This window comes from Nocardia uniformis NBRC 13702 (assembly GCF_001613345.1).
In the GTDB taxonomy this organism is placed as follows: domain Bacteria; phylum Actinomycetota; class Actinomycetes; order Mycobacteriales; family Mycobacteriaceae; genus Nocardia; species Nocardia uniformis.
In genome coordinates, this window is sequence record NZ_BDCE01000025.1 from 43,118 (window position 1) to 57,379 (window position 14,262).

The window sequence follows — 14,262 nt, forward strand, 5'->3', positions numbered from 1 at the left end:
CGAGCGTCCACCTGGGCGGAATGACGATCAGCCGGACCGGTTATTTCAGCGCGTACTCCGCGCCACGGTTCGACTCCACCGGCGAGGACTTCGCCCCGTTCGCCTCCTCGATACCCTCGGCAGCCGGATTGGGCTGTACCAGTTGCGGTTTGCGCTCGAAGGGCGCCTTGGTCAGCACGTAGGCCAGGTTGGCGTCGAGATCATCACGGACCAACAGGACATTTGGAACAACGATGGTTTTGACATCGGCGGTCAGGCCGTAGGTGGCGGCGGGAATGACGCCTTCCTCGTATACCGGGCTCACCGCACGCATCTCGTCGAGCAGATCGACGAGATCGAGGAAGCGGACCTCATCGCGGGAGGTGGTGAAGAGACGGCGCGGGACCATTATCGCGATCGAGCAGTCCCGTACCTCCGTCGAGGCGACGCCATCCGGACCGGTAGCTCAGGTAGATGAGCGGCAGCGTAGCTGCCAGGAAGACCACCAGGTAGTACTGGCTGCCCTGCGGCAATGGCCGAAATACCTGCCACGGCACCAGGATCGCGACCGCGAAGGCGCCTACCGCGACGAATCGTTCGCCCCACCCGGACAGTATCCGCGCGGGGCGTTGCTCGTCGTCCACCCCCAGCTCGGCCGGTGTAGCAAGATCGTGTCTGGCCGACATGGCGCGACGCTTACACCGCACCGGTCGGTCTGCCCCGCATTCCCGGTATTCGACCGAGACTTCGTATTCGGCCGAGGATCAACTACCGCGTCGCGCGACGACCGCACTCACATACTCGAAAGTGGTGAGGCACACCATGAGCCAGAGCGCGCCGAGTAGCCACCCGGCGAGAATATCGGTGGGCCAGTGCGCTCCGAGATAGATCCGCGACAGCCCGACGGCCGCCACCAGCACGGCCGCCGCGATCGGCAGCACCCGGCGCACGATACCGCGCAGATACGGCAGCGCCACGATCATTACAATGCCGATGACGACGAACGAACCGGCCGTATGCCCGGAGGGGTAGGCATAGGAGGTCTCGTCCGACAACCGCCCCGCCATCGGCGGCCGATCCCGCGCGACGAGATGTTTGCCGACCAGCACCAGCACCAGGGCCCCCAGCCCGGTCATGGCCACCAGCACCGCCGCATCCCACTGCCGCCGCCACGCCGACCACACACAGGCGATCGCGGTGAGCACCGTCATCGACGCGGTACCCCCGAGTACGGCGAGCGTCTTGGCCACCACGGTGAGTCCGCCATTGCGGTGGTCGATAATCCACCGGCTCGCATCGGCGTCCACCGCGGGCGGCGCGCTGGACCGCGCCACCAGGGCGGTGAGCGCACAGAACAGCACGGCCAGCAGCACCATGGTGGTCACACCGTTGACGATCGTGCGACGGCTGGTGTGTTCGCCGGATACTTCGGTCCGATCCTGAGCATGCAGCAGCGGTGTGATGGGCACCTATCGACAATGCCACCGAATAGCTGAGAGCGTGGTGAGAGACCAGCCTGATCAGTCTTCTCGGGGCGCGGGCGCGTCCGAGGGCGCGGGCATACCCGGGGGCGCAGGCGCGTCCGGGGGCGCAGCTCTGTCCGCGGGCGCAGCTCCGGCCGGAGGCGCAGCCATGTCCGGGAGCACAGCTCCGTCCGGAGGCACAGCCATCGGAGGCACAGCTCTGCGCGGACGTGCGGGCATATCCGGGGGCGGCAGCGTATTGGGGGTCGGTGGTGACTTACGGCGGGGGGTTCGGCTCTCGAATCGGTCGCGCCAGCTCTGGTAGCTGCGACCGGGAGGTTCCGCCGGTGATGTGCTCGGGGTGGGGCGGGCGAGGGCCAGAATGAAATGCGCGAGCAGGCCGAGGCCGACCGTGGCCAGTGCGCCGACCGGGATACCGAGCAGGAAGTGCGCGTCGAGGAGGACACCGGCGGCGGCGAGGAGAACCGCGGCCAGCAGGGTGACGAGTCCGAGGACGAAGGTCATGGCACCTCGCTTATGACATCGCCGCCATTGTCCGCAGTGCGGTGCGCAAACCACGGCGGCCGGAGCTGGTGGTAGCGAATATAGTGCGGCCGTTGAATTTTCGTTCGGATGCGGTCTCGGGCGCGTCGTCGGAGGTGGCGGTCAGGAAGCTGTCCGGGAGCGCCAATTTGTGGATGGTGCGAAGGGTGAGCAGGTACTGCCGGGGCAGCGGTCCGGTGGTGTACGGGAGATCGTATTTATCGCACAGGGCTCGTACGCGTATGGCGATCTCAGCGTAGCGGTTGCTGGGCAGATCGGGGAACAGATGGTGTTCGATCTGGTGACACAGATTGCCGCTCATGAAGGCCAGTAGGCGTCCCGCGTCGAAGTTCGCCGAGCCGAGCATCTGCCGCAGGTACCACTCCGCCCGGGTCTCCTCGCCCACCACCGCCGGCGTGAACTTCTCCGCGCCGTCGGGGAAGTGACCGCAGAAGATCACCAGGTAGGCCCAGATATTGCGGAGCGTATTGGCGGTGAGATTCGCCGCGAGGGTGCGGTACCAGCGGCGACCGCTCAGCGCGGGGACCAGCAGGTAGTCCTTACCGGCCTGGCGGGCGATTTTGCGGACCAGGGCCCTGGTCTGCGCGCCCTTCTCGGCGTCGGTCGCCACCCGCTCCTGGGCGGCGTACAGACCGTGCAGCGCGATCCCCCACTCGAAAGTTGTTGCCAGCAGCAGGTTTTGCAGGGGCTGATAGAAGAAGCGCGGTCGCCACTCCTGATCGCGGGTCACCCGCATCACCCCGAAACCGATATCGTCGTCCATACCGAGCACGTTCGTATACACGTGATGGCGGTAGTTGTGCGAGAAGCGCCACTGCGACGACACCCCAGCCATATCCCATTCCCAAGTGCCGGAATGGATTTCGGGATCGTTCATCCAATCCCACTGGCCATGGCCGACATTGTGGCCGATCTCCATGTTCTCGATACTCTTCGCGGTCGCCAAACCGAGGGTGCCGAGCACCCAGCCGAGCTTGCCGCGGCTGCACGCGATCGTCAGGCGGGAGGCGGCGTCGAGGACGCGCTGGAATGCGATGGTGCGACGGATGTACCGCGCGTCGCTCGCACCGCGGCGCTGTTCGATATCGCGGCGGATCTCGTCGAGTTCACGCCCGAGCGCTTCGATATCCGCCGGGCTCAGATGTGCGTAAGCAGCGACCTGGGTGATTGCCATACTTCTCATCCCCTGAAATCCCGGGGCCTGCCGTCCTTCGACCGACGCGAACGGGTCACCTTCCAGCGTAGGCGCGGAAGCGTCGTTCGTCTACGACGTAGAGTTACGCTGTAGACACCGGATTCGAGTCACCGCGCGGCAACGTCGCGTCGAGACCGTTGAGCAGAATCTCGAGACCGCGTTCCAACTCGGCCCCGCCGTCGTACTCCGCCAGCGCCGGTGCGAGCCCGCGCAGGAGCGGGAACTCCCCGATCGGTAGTCGATACAGCCCGAGCCGCAGCAGATCATCGGTCTCGTCCGGATTCTCCACCATCTCCTGCAATTCGTTGAACACATGCCCGTACAGGAATCCGAACAGCGCCCGATAGATGTGCAGCGCGTCCGGACCGGAGAATCCGGCGCGGGTCAGCAGCGTCAGCATGTCCTCGAGCGGTCGCAATACCGCCAGCGGACGCAGTCCCAGCGGCGTCCCCAGCGGCCGGGTCACCAGCAGTGGCACCACCCGTGGATGCGCCAGCGCCAGCCGCCGGAAATCATTTGCCACCAGGCGCAATTGGGCCATCCAGTCCGGGTCGGTGGCATCGACGGAGAGCTCGGCGAACACCACCTCGGCCACCCCGTCGAGGACCGCGGCCTTATTCGGTACATGCCGGTAGATCACCATCGGATCCCGGCGCACCGCCTCGGCCAGGCGTCGCATGGACAGCCCCTCGACCCCGTCTCGATCGACGATCTCCAGCGCGGCCGCCAAGACCGCCGCGCGCGTCACCGGCCCCTCACCCCGGCCCTCGCCTGCGGAACCGGCCTTGTCGGCCTCGGATCTGGTGCGCCTGTTCGGCGATTCACCCATAGCGGCAAACCTCTTCCATCGGAGAGGTCCACCCTACTCCTCGCTGTAGACCTACAACGTTGACAGCCCGCTGCGGCCGGGTGGGGTCAACGCACCCGGGCGGATTTACGATCGTCGGTCAGCCGCAGTTCCATGGTCACCGGGATCACGCCGACCTCCAGCGCCTGGCGCAGCCGAGGTACGGCCTCGCCGAGTATGCGGCGACGCAACTCGGTCAGGTCGGCCTCCGGTCGCGCGGTGACGATCAGGTGCAGCTCCGGTGCCCGGCCGGGGCCGGACAGCCACCCCGATGCGGAATCCACACTATCGAATGATTCGATATCGGCCACGACCGCGGCGGCGGCGGTGGCCGACGACAGCACCGTCGCGCCGACCGACTTCTCATCCGCCAGTTGCCATTTCTCCGTGCTCGGCATCCGGAACAGCTGAGCGGCGAGCCAGCGCAGGCACAGCAGACCCACAGTGATCGCGCCGACGACGATCGCGTAGAACACCCAGGTCGCGGGTGCGGCCGTACCCGGGGTGAGTGCGGCGGATCGGTCGACCCAGCCGAGCCAACCTCGTTGCGCGGCTATCGCATAGCCACCCGCGACGAGCAATAGCAATCCGATCAGCGCGATAAGGGTGCGGTTGAGTCGCGCCGGACGGTTGACGGCGGTCATCGGGAACCTCCCACCTTCGCGGACCGCAGCCGGGTACGCACCCGCGGCACGGTCCGGGGGCCGATGCGTTCGAGCGTGTCGGTTATCGCCGCGTGCACGGTGTCGGGCAGGTCACGCACGTCGACCCGGTCGGAGGCCGCCGCGACCCGAACCGCCTTGCCGCGCAGCCGGACTCGCGCCGCGTCGATGCCGTGCACGGTGGCCGCCGAGCGGCGCAGTGCCGCCCGCAGACTGCGCCGCTCGATTCCGGCGACATCGCCGTCCACGGGTCGCAACGGCAGCACCACCGCCCGCCCGGGGACCGCGGCCAGCACGAGTAGCGACAGGCCGACGAGCGCCACGATCAACCCCACGACGAAGACCACCGGATCACCCCATTCGGTGTCGTGCAGACGCGTCGCGATGCTGTCGTAGGACACGAATTCGGTTGTGCCCGAGAGCCGCTGTACGAGTGCGACCACCACCGCGACGCAGAGCGCCAATAGCGCCAGCGCGAGCAGCGCGGCGGTCGCCACCCGACGCGGCCGGCGGATCACAGCACCCTCCGACCGCTGGATTCGGCTGCGGCCGGAGCGGTTTCGACCACCATCGCGGAAACCACGATATCGACGCCGGTAACCATCAGACCCGCGAGTTCCCCGACACGTGCGACCACATGTGTCCGGCAGTCCGCCGCGACCCGGCCCACCGGCAGCGGGTACCGAATCGGCAGCCGCATCCGCAGGGCCGCGGCGTCGGAGGTCACATCGGCGTCCACGCTCACCCGGGACCCGACACCGTCCACCTCGACGGCGGCGCGTTCGGCGATCCGCGCGACGGCACGCTCGCTGATGGTGGTCGTACCGGGCAGTTCGAGCGCGACCGCCGCCGTCACCGTCGGCTCCGATCCTGTACCGACCGGACCACACCGGACAGATCGATCGCGCCGTCGAGCCAGCGGCCGACCAGCAGGCCGAGTCCGGCGAACACCAGCACGATGGCGAAAGCTCCGAATCCACCGAAGGCCGCGGCGAATCCGAGCGAGAGGCCGACGGCCAGACAGATCGTTGTGGCGTTCATCTTCGACTCCTCGAATGGGGGACGGATGGGTTACTGAACGCGATTGGTGGCGGCGGCTTCGTTCTCTTCGTCGTCGTCCTCGGCGATATAGACGTCATTGACATTGATATTCACCTCGACGACCTGCAGCCCGGTCATCTGCTCGATGGCGGTGATGACATTGCGGCGCACCGCGCGCGCCAGATCCGGGATGGCCACGCCGTATTCGACGACGAGCTCCAGATCGACCGCGGCCTGCTTCTCCCCCACCTCGACCGAAACACCCTGCCCCACGCTGGCGGACGCGCCCGGAATGCGATCGCGGATGGCGCCGAAGGCCCGCGCGGCGCCGCCACCGAGGGCGTGCACTCCGCGTACCTCACGGGCGGCGAGTCCGGCGACCTTCTGCACCACCAGGTCGGCGATGGCGGTGCTGCCCTGGTCGGTCACCAGCGCGCTCTCATTAGCCGAACCTTTGCGGATATTGGAATCCTGCTCGCTGACGGGGGTCTTACCGGTCGACTTCTCGGCAGTGGTTCCGGTCATGATTTCCTCCTGATGTCGTTGTCGTGCAGTGGATCAACACTTCCGTACCGATTCGACACAGCGCGCGGGCAAACCGCACGCACCGGCACCGTGATCTAGGTAACTGTTGTGTCGCCAAAGGCGGCGGCATCCAGTTCCGCGACCACCACGCGTACCCGCGCCCCGGCCCATTCGGTACCGGCCAGCAGCGGTGAGACCGCGGCGGTGAGCCGCTGCAGCAATGGCCGCAATGGCAATCTGCTTGCCACCACTCGGATTTCGATAACCTCCTTACCTATGTCGACCGCGTAGGACTTTCCGCCCCGCGGCAGCCAGGTGACGGAGTCGAGGCCGAACGGCGCGGCGGCCCGCAACCCGTCCACGGCCTCGATCTCGCCGACGATCTTCTCGAGCAATTCCCCCACCTCGATCACAGTGCTCCCGGTTCGATATCGAGAATGGTCACCGAGACCTCGTCCACGGTGACTCCGGTTTGTTCGCGGACACTCCGCAGCACGGCCTGCTGCACCTGCGCCCCGACGGTCGCGGCACGGCATCCGGATCCGAGCGTCAGATCCACCTGCACGGTGAGCCCGCCCGCGGCGGCCCGTGCGACACGCACACCATCCGCCGACGCGGATTCCTGTCCGCCGAACAACTGTTTGCCCGAGCGAGCCAAACCGACGACCAACCCGCGCAGGCCCGGCTCCAGCCGCACCACACCGGGTACGGCCGCGGCGGCTCGAGCGGCCACGCTGGCGACGACCGCGTCCGAGACAACGAATTCGCCCCCGGCGTCGGCGGGCTCGGTGTCGGCGGCCGTCATCGGTCCTTCTCCTGATAGACATCCACGACCGTCACGTCGAGGCGGCCGAGCAGCAGTCCGGTCCGCGCCGATATCGCGGTCGCCACTCGCTGCCGCACCAGCGGTACCAGTCCTTCGACACTGCCCGCGCGCATACGCACCGCGATGGACATGCTGATCTGGACGATGTTCTGACCGTCCGGTCCGGTACCGACAACGCGCATCCGGCAATGGCGGGCGCGCACGCCGGGGACGGTATCGGCGGCATAGCGCAGTACCACCGCGATCGCCTGCTCACTCACCTCGACCGTGCCCGGATGCTCGGTCGGCAGCATCAGGGTCTGGCCGCGCCGCACCTCGGCGCGGACGGCGGACATAATGCGCCCGAACAGATCCGGCGGTGGTGGATCGGGTTCGTCGACCAGTTCACGGGTGGCTTCGCGCAGGGCGAGCAGGCTTTCGCGGGCCGCCCGGCAATCCCCGCAGCGCGCCTCGTGCGCATCGGGGTTGCCCGCCTGTACCGCGTCCAGCCGTCGCCACACCTGATCCATGCCACGTCCGCAGGGCAGCAGGTAGTCCTCGTCCACATCAGTCACATTCATCATCGCCACGGCTTCATCACCTCTGCCAATTGGGCTCGTGCCCGCGCTATCCGCCCGCGTACCGCGGTGACGTTCGCGCCGACGATCTCGCCGATCTCTTCATAGGAGCGGCCGTGTACCTCGCGCAGCAGCCAGCAGGCGCGCTGCTCGGGGGTCAACTGCTGCAGGGCCGCGGTCAGTGCCTCCAGTTGACTGTTGACCTGTACCGCGTGATCCGGTCGGGTTTCCACGTGCGGGGATTCGGTGGTCTCGGGATCGATCTCCGCCATGGGTCGGCGGCGGCGCAGCACGTTCAGACAACGATTCGTGGTTGTTCGATACAGCCACCCGGCGAAGGCCGCATCATCGTGCAATTGGCCCATTCGCCGCCACGCGGTCAGGAATACGTCCTGCACCACGTCCTCGGCTTCCGCGCGATCGGCCAGCATCCGTGCCGCCAAGCGGAACATCGCCCCTTGATAGCGAAGAACTAGCTGTTCATAGGAGCGCACATCCCCATCACGTGCCCGACTGACCAGGGTGGCGTCGTCGAGTTCTGCCGTGAGTACCTCATCCGTCGTGTTCACCGGGACTCCTCACCGTTCTCTCCATCGACACGGGCGGACGGAATATGTCACGTCGGATTATCTGTGACCGTTGTCTCATAGTTTGCCCCGTGAACTTCCTGGCAAACGAGTGTCGTAGTCCATGTGTCCGGTATCGGGCACGAACACTCGATACGGAGGTTGCGATGTCTCTGAGTGACAAGATCGGAAATAAGGCCGAGGACCTGGGCGGCAAGGCCAAGGAGGCCGTCGGCGGGGCTACCGGTGACGAGGACCTGCGCGCCGAGGGCAAGGCCGATCAGGCCACGGCGGGTCTCGAGGATGCCGTCGAAGACGTCAAGGACGCCGTCGGTGATGTCGTGGACAAGGTAAAGGACAAGTTCCGCAACTAGGGCGATCGGGTTGGGAGGCATGTGTGCGCCTCCCAACCGGCCCGGTTACCCGCGCCGAGTTCGAGTGGCGACTCGAAACAGGCGGGCCAATGCGGTGACCTCTCGGACCGCGCGATCGACATCCGGCCGCCCGTAACAGAATCTGCCATTGCTGACGAGCGAGGTGAGGCGCGGTTCGGCGAAGCTCGCCGCGGCGAAGGCGTAGAGCCGGTCGACCTTCGGCAGTAGCAGCCCGTCGTCAATGGCCCGCGCCAACCGGCCTTCATTCTCGAGCACCTGCTGTATCGATAGGCCGTGCAAGGGATATCGCGGCGGGAAGACGTCGCGCAGGTCGAGAAATAGCGAGACCGAGTGACTGCGCGGGTCGGCGATGCGCGGCCCGAGCCGCGCGAACCGGCCCAGCGCGAGGCCGGGCCGTTCGATCAGCGCATGGGTGAACAGCACCCGCGCCAGCGTCACATTGATCATGAATCTTTCGACAGCGAGTTCGGCGTCGACGAGGCCCTCGCTGTCCAGGTAACCCGACACCACACTGTGGTTGTGCGCCCGATACCAGCTCAGTGGCGTTGGCGCGTCCAGGAATTCACCCCAGGACCGCGCCGATGGCGTCGAGGCCCGACCACCGTCGGCACGCACCAGCCGCGCCTCGATCTTATCGGTGAGCAGCCGATCATTGATCGCGCGCCACCAGCGACTGCCGCTGCGCGGATCCAGCACGCCACGATTGAGTTCCCAACGCAGAAAGGTCAACTCGGCACGCCCGTAAGCCGCGAGCCGCGCCGGATAACACTCCGCCGCCACCCGCAGCCGCCGATCGGGTTGCGCCTGAACAGCTTCCACACGTTCGATCGCGAGCTCTCTTGCCTGCACCGAGTTCAAGTTACCTGGAATCACCCGCAGGCTTGACCGCGAGCGCGGCGGTATCGGAGATCAGTCGCGCGAACTCTCGGCATCGTGACAGCGCCGACGCGCGACGGCTGGTCGGCATCCAGTGGCGGTGCGCGGTGAAGCCCCGCGGTCCGCGCGCCACGGGCGGCGATGCGGTCAGGCCGGTTGGCGATACACCGCGATGACGGGGATCCGACGGGTTGTCTTGGCCTGGTAGTCGGCGAAGTGCGGCAAGATCTCGACCATGCGGGCGTAGAGCTCGTCGCTCTCCGGGGCGGTGAGGAATTCCGCTTTGGCCGTGTAGGTTTCGGTGCCGACCTCGACGGTGAGCTCCGGGTTCGCCCGGAGGTTGTGATACCAGGCCGGATGCTTGTCGTCGCCGCCATTGGACGCGATGATCCCGATACGGTCGCCGTCGGGGACGAATACCAGGGGGTTTGTGATCTTGCGCCCGGACTTGGCCCCGGTCGTGGTGATCAGCACCATATTCGTCCGCCCCTCGAAGGGACCGCCCACCCTGCCACCATTGGCGCGGAATTCCTCGATCACGCTGTCGTTGAATGCGCTCATCTCGCCCCTTCTGTCGCAGTGTTTTCCGAGTTAACCGGGTCCGCCGACCGGAAATTCCGAGTAGCGACAAACCGGGCCGGTTCGGCCGAGTTCACGAACGGGAGGCCGGTGATCTTCCACAATCTGAGAATGCCCAAACCTTGTCTGCTCCTGCAGCTGCGACCCGAGCGATCGGCCGCGGACGACGAATACCACGCCATCCTGCGCGCCGCCGAGCTCGACGCGGACCGGATGGTGCGAATTCAGATGGATCAAGAGTTTCCCGATATCGAACTCGACGGCTATTCGGCGGTCATTGTGGGTGGCGGGCCGAGCAATGTCAGCAAGCCGGAGGATCAGAAGTACGACTACCAGCGGAAATTCGAGCCCAAGCTGAAGAAGCTGGTCGCCGAGATCGCACGGCGCGACTTCCCGTACCTGGGCGCCTGCTATGGGTTGAGCATGCTGGCCGATGCCCTCGGCGCGACGGTCAGTGAGGAGCGCTACGGCGAGACCGCCGGTGCGCGGACCATCGAATTGACCGATGCGGCACGGGAGGATCCGCTGCTGCGCGGCCTCCCCCAATCGTTTCGGGCCTTCGTCGGCCATAAGGAAGCCTGTCAACAGGTCCCGCCGGGCGCGGTACTGCTGGGCAGCTCATCCGGCTGTCCGGTGCAGATGATCCGGGTCGGCGACCACGTGTACGCCACCCAGTTCCACCCCGAACTGGATGGCGACGGCTTGGCATTGCGCATCGAAATCTACCGACACGCGGGTTATTTCGACCCGGCCGAAGCCGATTACCTGATCGAGCTCGGCCATCGGGAGTCGGTGCCCGTTCCGGGCGAGATCCTGCGCCGGTTCATCGCCCGCTACTGCACCGATGAGGTGACCGGGGCGGCGCCCGGTGGCGAGCGACAGTCGGGGACTCAACCCTGATACGCCTCGAGAATCCCGCGGACCGATGAGGTGACGGGCAGGTCACCATCGAGGGGAACCCACCGGTAGCGGGCGTAATTGGTGAGCCGAATCGGCTCGACGCCGGCAACCTCGACCGCGAAATGTTCGCGGCGAACCGGCTTTCCAGCGCTGGACAGGTAGTCGAAGCTACCGAGGTGGCGGCGAATATCGACAACCGTCAGCCCGGTTTCCTCGGCCACCGCCCGCGCCACGGCGCTGGCCAGCGACTCACCGGTACGAACTATGGTGCCGGGCAGGCTCAGCGGACGGCGGCGGCCCGCGACATGTTCGGCTCGCTCCAGGAGCAGCACCGCGCCCTCGCGTTCGACGACGACGCCCACTCTCGGCGCCACGCCGTCCGTACTTGCGCGTTCCAGCAATTCAGCCAGTACCGACTCACCGATCGACTGCTTCGGCAGCACCTCGAAACCCCACACTGCGCACCACATCTCATACCGCCGGACATCCAAGACCAGCTTGTTTCCTCAACGTTACCGGGCGGGCGGCCATCAGTGGCATAGGTATGGGCAGGATCCGAAGCATCTTCGCCGAACCGACATTCCACCTGGAAACTTTTCGCACCCACGCCGCAGTCGGTGCGCGCATCTTTTCTGCGCACCGACCACGGCGATCATGTTTCCCCGGCGGATCGGTGACGAGCCGACTCACCGCGGCGGACGCCCCAGCGGCACGTGGCGCGGATCTCACTATCGACCGATATGACCCGCGTCCGTGCCGTCCCCTCCCTGGCATCCGGAGTGACCGTTCGGCGTCGAACGGCCCTGGAAGCATTGCGAGTGGGTATACCGGGGGTCAAGCCGTGGACCTGTCCCAATTTGTCCCAGTTGCACGTTTCCCCTGCTGCCGCCACCAGGTTGGCGGAAACGGTTGCATGCCAAACGGTATGTTTATCGCGTACACGGCGCTGGCACGCGCATTCGGTTCGGGAGGTACGGCGGGTGGTCGAGGCGCACGAGGCCATAACTGGCTATCTGCGGGGGCGACGCGAGGCATCGGGTCTGAGCCGGGCCGAGCTGGCCCGCAAGGCGGGCGTCTCCGAAGGGCTGATCCAGAAACTCGAGCAGGGCACCCGCCCGCCGACCTCCACCACCCTCGGCGCGCTCTTCGACGCCCTGGAAGTGCCCGCGGTCTACCGCGAATACGCGGCCACCGTGCTGCAACCGGAGTTGACCCCCACCATCGACTGCGATGACGCACCGAACCAGGCCGAACTGGATTTCCTGAACAGCCTGCCGCATCCGGCCTGCTATCAGACCCTGCCCGGACTGGATGTCATCGCCGCCAATGCCGCCTACCGCCGCGCGTTCCCCGGCCTGGAACCCGGCACCAATGTCATCGCCTGGATGCTGCTGAACCCGGTCGCCCGCGTGGTGATCGATGATTGGGAACGGGAGGCGCATCTACAGGTACATGCCTTCCGGCATATGGCCCCGGGTGTCACCGCGCCCCACCGCATCGAGGAGATCACCCGGCTCTGCGCCCGGTCACCCGACTGGCAACGCCTGTGGTCGACCGATATCCCACCCGCCGATATCCCTCGCAGACCGGTACGCATCCGCCCGGCCGAGGGCGGCGACTGGACAACCATGTACGTGCAACTCCTGCGCTGCGAACTGCCCCGGCGCGATTGGTGGGTGTACTCCATGGTGCCGATCGGCGACAGCGCCGACTGACCGTCCCCCGGCTACTTCCGGTGTGGCGTCGCCGATTCCACCCGGACGGCCCCCTCGTTCGCTTAGCGTGGGCACGTTGCCGCCGAGAGGGGTCTTATGCGAACCGGGATGTTGAGCGCCGCGGATCTGATCCAGCGGGTCGAGACCGGAATGCTCGATACGGTATTGGTCGCCATGACCGATATGCAGGGGCGGTTGCAGGGAAAACGCTGTTCGGCACGGTACTTCGTGGAAGAGGTACTCGAGCACGCCACCGAGGCCTGCAACTACCTGCTCGCCGTGGATGTCGATATGACCACGGTCGACGGCTACACCATGTCGTCCTGGGATACCGGATACGGCGATTTCGTGCTGCGCCCCGACCTCACCACCCTGCGGCTGGTGCCGTGGTTGCCGGGTACCGCGATGGTGCTCTGCGATGTGGAACAGGTAGAGCCGAGCGGACAACCGGTCGCGCCCTCACCACGACAGGTATTGCGCACCCAGCTGGATCGGTTGGCGGAGCACGGATTCCGCGCCTACGTCGGCACCGAACTCGAATTCCTGGTCTTCGACGACAGCTACGAGGCGGCGCTGCGCGGCGGCTACCGCGACCTCACACCCGCCAACCAGTACAACGTCGACTACTCCATGCTCGGCACGGCCCGCATCGAGCCGCTGCTGCGCCGCATTCGCAATGAGATGTCCGGCGCGGGAATGTATGTCGAGTCGGCCAAGGGCGAATGCAATCCGGGACAGCACGAAATCGCCTTCCGCTACGACGAAGCCCTCGTGACCTGCGATAACCACAGCATCTACAAGACCGGCGCCAAGGAGATCGCCGCCCAGGAGGGGCGCAGCATTACCTTTATGGCGAAATACAATGAGCGTGAGGGCAATTCGTGCCATATCCACCTCAGCCTGCGCAATGCGGCGGATGAGCCGGTCTTCGTCGGCGACGGCGCCGGTGGCGAGTCGGCGCTCATGCGGCACTTCCTGGCCGGGCAGTTGGACTGCCTGCGCGAGTTCACCTACCTGCTCGCACCGAATATCAACTCCTACAAACGGTTCCAGGCGGGCAGCTTCGCGCCTACCGCGGTGGCCTGGGGTCGGGACAATCGGACCTGCGCCATGCGCGTGGTCGGGCACGGACCGGCGCTGCGGTTCGAGAACCGGGTCCCGGGTGGCGACGTGAACCCCTACCTGGCAGTGGCCGCGACCATTGCCGCCGGATTGCACGGTATCGAGCACCGCCTACCACTGGAGCCGGAGTTCCACGGCAATGCCTACCGCTCCCAGCGGCCGCGGGTGCCCCGCACTCTGCGCGACGCCGCACAACTGTTCGGCGACAGCAAGATCGCCCGCGCGGCCTTCGGCGAGGAAGTGGTGGCGCACTACCGGAACGCGGCGCAGGTCGAACTCGACGCCTACGACGCCGCCGTCACCGATTGGGAGCGGGTCCGTGGCTTCGAACGACTCTGAGCCATTCGTTGGCACCGAGGTCGCCATGTCCCCCGTCCGCCTTCGCCATACCGGCATGTTCCGCCTTCACCATACCGACGCGCTCCGCCATCACCACCCGGACCCGCTCGG

22 protein-coding genes are annotated in these 14,262 nt (G+C 66.4%); 4 read left to right on the plus strand and 18 right to left on the minus strand.

The annotated features are described in order from the left end of the window. Window positions 1-40: 40 nt before the first annotated feature. The 15 genes from NU1_RS07830 to NU1_RS07900 form a co-directional block, all read right to left on the minus strand. Window positions 41-388, minus strand: a complete 348-nt coding sequence (locus NU1_RS07830; protein WP_067518882.1) for a TAXI family TRAP transporter solute-binding subunit — start codon at window positions 386-388, stop codon at window positions 41-43. Then, window positions 351-665 carry a hypothetical protein gene (locus tag NU1_RS07835; RefSeq protein WP_067518884.1) on the minus strand — a complete coding sequence of 105 codons (315 nt, stop codon included), beginning with the start codon at window positions 663-665 and terminating at the stop codon, window positions 351-353. Before NU1_RS07835 ends, NU1_RS07830 begins: the two co-directional genes overlap by 38 nt. 78 nt (window positions 666-743) lie before the next feature. Then, window positions 744-1,448 carry a phosphatase PAP2 family protein gene (locus NU1_RS07840; RefSeq protein ID WP_067518885.1) on the minus strand — a complete coding sequence of 235 codons (705 nt, stop codon included), beginning with the start codon at window positions 1,446-1,448 and terminating at the stop codon, window positions 744-746. A gap of 51 nt (window positions 1,449-1,499) precedes the next feature. After that, window positions 1,500-1,967: a hypothetical protein gene (locus NU1_RS07845; RefSeq protein WP_067518887.1), complete on the minus strand. Its 468-nt coding sequence runs from the start codon at window positions 1,965-1,967 to the stop codon at window positions 1,500-1,502. A 10-nt stretch (window positions 1,968-1,977) separates the two neighbouring features. Further along, window positions 1,978-3,180: a fatty acid desaturase family protein gene (locus tag NU1_RS07850; protein ID WP_067518916.1), complete on the minus strand. Its 1,203-nt coding sequence runs from the start codon at window positions 3,178-3,180 to the stop codon at window positions 1,978-1,980. 103 nt (window positions 3,181-3,283) lie between these two features. Beyond that, window positions 3,284-4,030: a TetR/AcrR family transcriptional regulator C-terminal domain-containing protein gene (locus NU1_RS07855; RefSeq protein WP_084521079.1), complete on the minus strand. Its 747-nt coding sequence runs from the start codon at window positions 4,028-4,030 to the stop codon at window positions 3,284-3,286. A gap of 86 nt (window positions 4,031-4,116) precedes the next feature. Then, a complete protein-coding gene (locus NU1_RS07860) occupies window positions 4,117-4,692 on the minus strand; it encodes an Asp23/Gls24 family envelope stress response protein (protein WP_067518888.1) in 576 nt (191 codons plus the stop codon). Further along, window positions 4,689-5,228 (minus strand): DUF6286 domain-containing protein, encoded by a 540-nt coding sequence (locus NU1_RS07865; protein ID WP_067518890.1) that lies wholly within the window; start codon window positions 5,226-5,228, stop codon window positions 4,689-4,691. Before NU1_RS07865 ends, NU1_RS07860 begins: the two co-directional genes overlap by 4 nt. After that, on the minus strand, window positions 5,225-5,566 hold the full coding sequence (locus NU1_RS07870) for an Asp23/Gls24 family envelope stress response protein (RefSeq protein WP_067518892.1): 342 nt from the start codon (window positions 5,564-5,566) through the stop codon (window positions 5,225-5,227). The genes NU1_RS07865 and NU1_RS07870 overlap by 4 nt, the downstream gene beginning before the upstream one ends. Then, window positions 5,563-5,751: a hypothetical protein gene (locus tag NU1_RS07875; RefSeq protein WP_067518894.1), complete on the minus strand. Its 189-nt coding sequence runs from the start codon at window positions 5,749-5,751 to the stop codon at window positions 5,563-5,565. The genes NU1_RS07870 and NU1_RS07875 overlap by 4 nt, the downstream gene beginning before the upstream one ends. 30 nt (window positions 5,752-5,781) lie before the next feature. Then, window positions 5,782-6,276 (minus strand): Asp23/Gls24 family envelope stress response protein, encoded by a 495-nt coding sequence (locus NU1_RS07880; RefSeq protein WP_067518896.1) that lies wholly within the window; start codon window positions 6,274-6,276, stop codon window positions 5,782-5,784. Between the two features lie 95 nt (window positions 6,277-6,371). Next, complete coding sequence (locus NU1_RS07885) at window positions 6,372-6,689, minus strand: hypothetical protein (protein ID WP_084521080.1); 318 nt, start codon at window positions 6,687-6,689, stop codon at window positions 6,372-6,374. Further along, a complete protein-coding gene (locus NU1_RS07890; RefSeq protein ID WP_067518898.1) occupies window positions 6,686-7,081 on the minus strand; it encodes an Asp23/Gls24 family envelope stress response protein in 396 nt (131 codons plus the stop codon). The genes NU1_RS07885 and NU1_RS07890 overlap by 4 nt, the downstream gene beginning before the upstream one ends. After that, on the minus strand, window positions 7,078-7,665 hold the full coding sequence (locus tag NU1_RS07895; protein ID WP_245719991.1) for an Asp23/Gls24 family envelope stress response protein: 588 nt from the start codon (window positions 7,663-7,665) through the stop codon (window positions 7,078-7,080). The genes NU1_RS07890 and NU1_RS07895 overlap by 4 nt, the downstream gene beginning before the upstream one ends. After that, on the minus strand, window positions 7,662-8,228 hold the full coding sequence (locus NU1_RS07900; RefSeq protein WP_067518900.1) for an RNA polymerase sigma factor: 567 nt from the start codon (window positions 8,226-8,228) through the stop codon (window positions 7,662-7,664). The genes NU1_RS07895 and NU1_RS07900 overlap by 4 nt, the downstream gene beginning before the upstream one ends. A 164-nt stretch (window positions 8,229-8,392) precedes the next feature. Between NU1_RS07900 and NU1_RS07905 the strand changes: the two genes are divergently transcribed. Continuing rightward, entirely contained in the window at window positions 8,393-8,599 is a 207-nt protein-coding gene (locus NU1_RS07905; RefSeq protein WP_067518901.1) for a CsbD family protein, read from the plus strand. A 45-nt stretch (window positions 8,600-8,644) separates the two neighbouring features. On the opposite strand, the gene NU1_RS07910 is transcribed toward NU1_RS07905, so the two are convergent. Together NU1_RS07910 and NU1_RS07915 are read right to left on the minus strand one after the other, a co-directional pair. Further along, window positions 8,645-9,469, minus strand: a complete 825-nt coding sequence (locus NU1_RS07910; RefSeq protein ID WP_157552036.1) for a hypothetical protein — start codon at window positions 9,467-9,469, stop codon at window positions 8,645-8,647. A gap of 174 nt (window positions 9,470-9,643) precedes the next feature. Beyond that, complete coding sequence (locus NU1_RS07915) at window positions 9,644-10,057, minus strand: nitroreductase family deazaflavin-dependent oxidoreductase (RefSeq protein ID WP_067518903.1); 414 nt, start codon at window positions 10,055-10,057, stop codon at window positions 9,644-9,646. Window positions 10,058-10,186: 129 nt separating this feature from the next. Between NU1_RS07915 and NU1_RS07920 the strand changes: the two genes are divergently transcribed. Continuing rightward, the gene (locus tag NU1_RS07920; protein ID WP_067518923.1) at window positions 10,187-10,975 is read left to right on the plus strand and encodes a glutamine amidotransferase; all 789 of its coding nucleotides are present in this window, start codon (window positions 10,187-10,189) and stop codon (window positions 10,973-10,975) included. On the opposite strand, the gene NU1_RS07925 is transcribed toward NU1_RS07920, so the two are convergent. After that, window positions 10,966-11,466, minus strand: coding sequence for an NUDIX hydrolase (locus tag NU1_RS07925; RefSeq protein WP_212761728.1), 501 nt, complete (start codon window positions 11,464-11,466; stop codon window positions 10,966-10,968). The genes NU1_RS07920 and NU1_RS07925 overlap by 10 nt on opposite strands. 489 nt (window positions 11,467-11,955) lie before the next feature. Here NU1_RS07925 and NU1_RS07930 point away from each other — a divergent pair, with 489 nt between their 5' ends. Then, window positions 11,956-12,690: a helix-turn-helix domain-containing protein gene (locus tag NU1_RS07930; protein WP_067518904.1), complete on the plus strand. Its 735-nt coding sequence runs from the start codon at window positions 11,956-11,958 to the stop codon at window positions 12,688-12,690. 96 nt (window positions 12,691-12,786) lie between these two features. Next, window positions 12,787-14,151 carry a glutamine synthetase family protein gene (locus NU1_RS07935; RefSeq protein ID WP_067518905.1) on the plus strand — a complete coding sequence of 455 codons (1,365 nt, stop codon included), beginning with the start codon at window positions 12,787-12,789 and terminating at the stop codon, window positions 14,149-14,151. Window positions 14,152-14,262 lie beyond the last annotated feature (111 nt).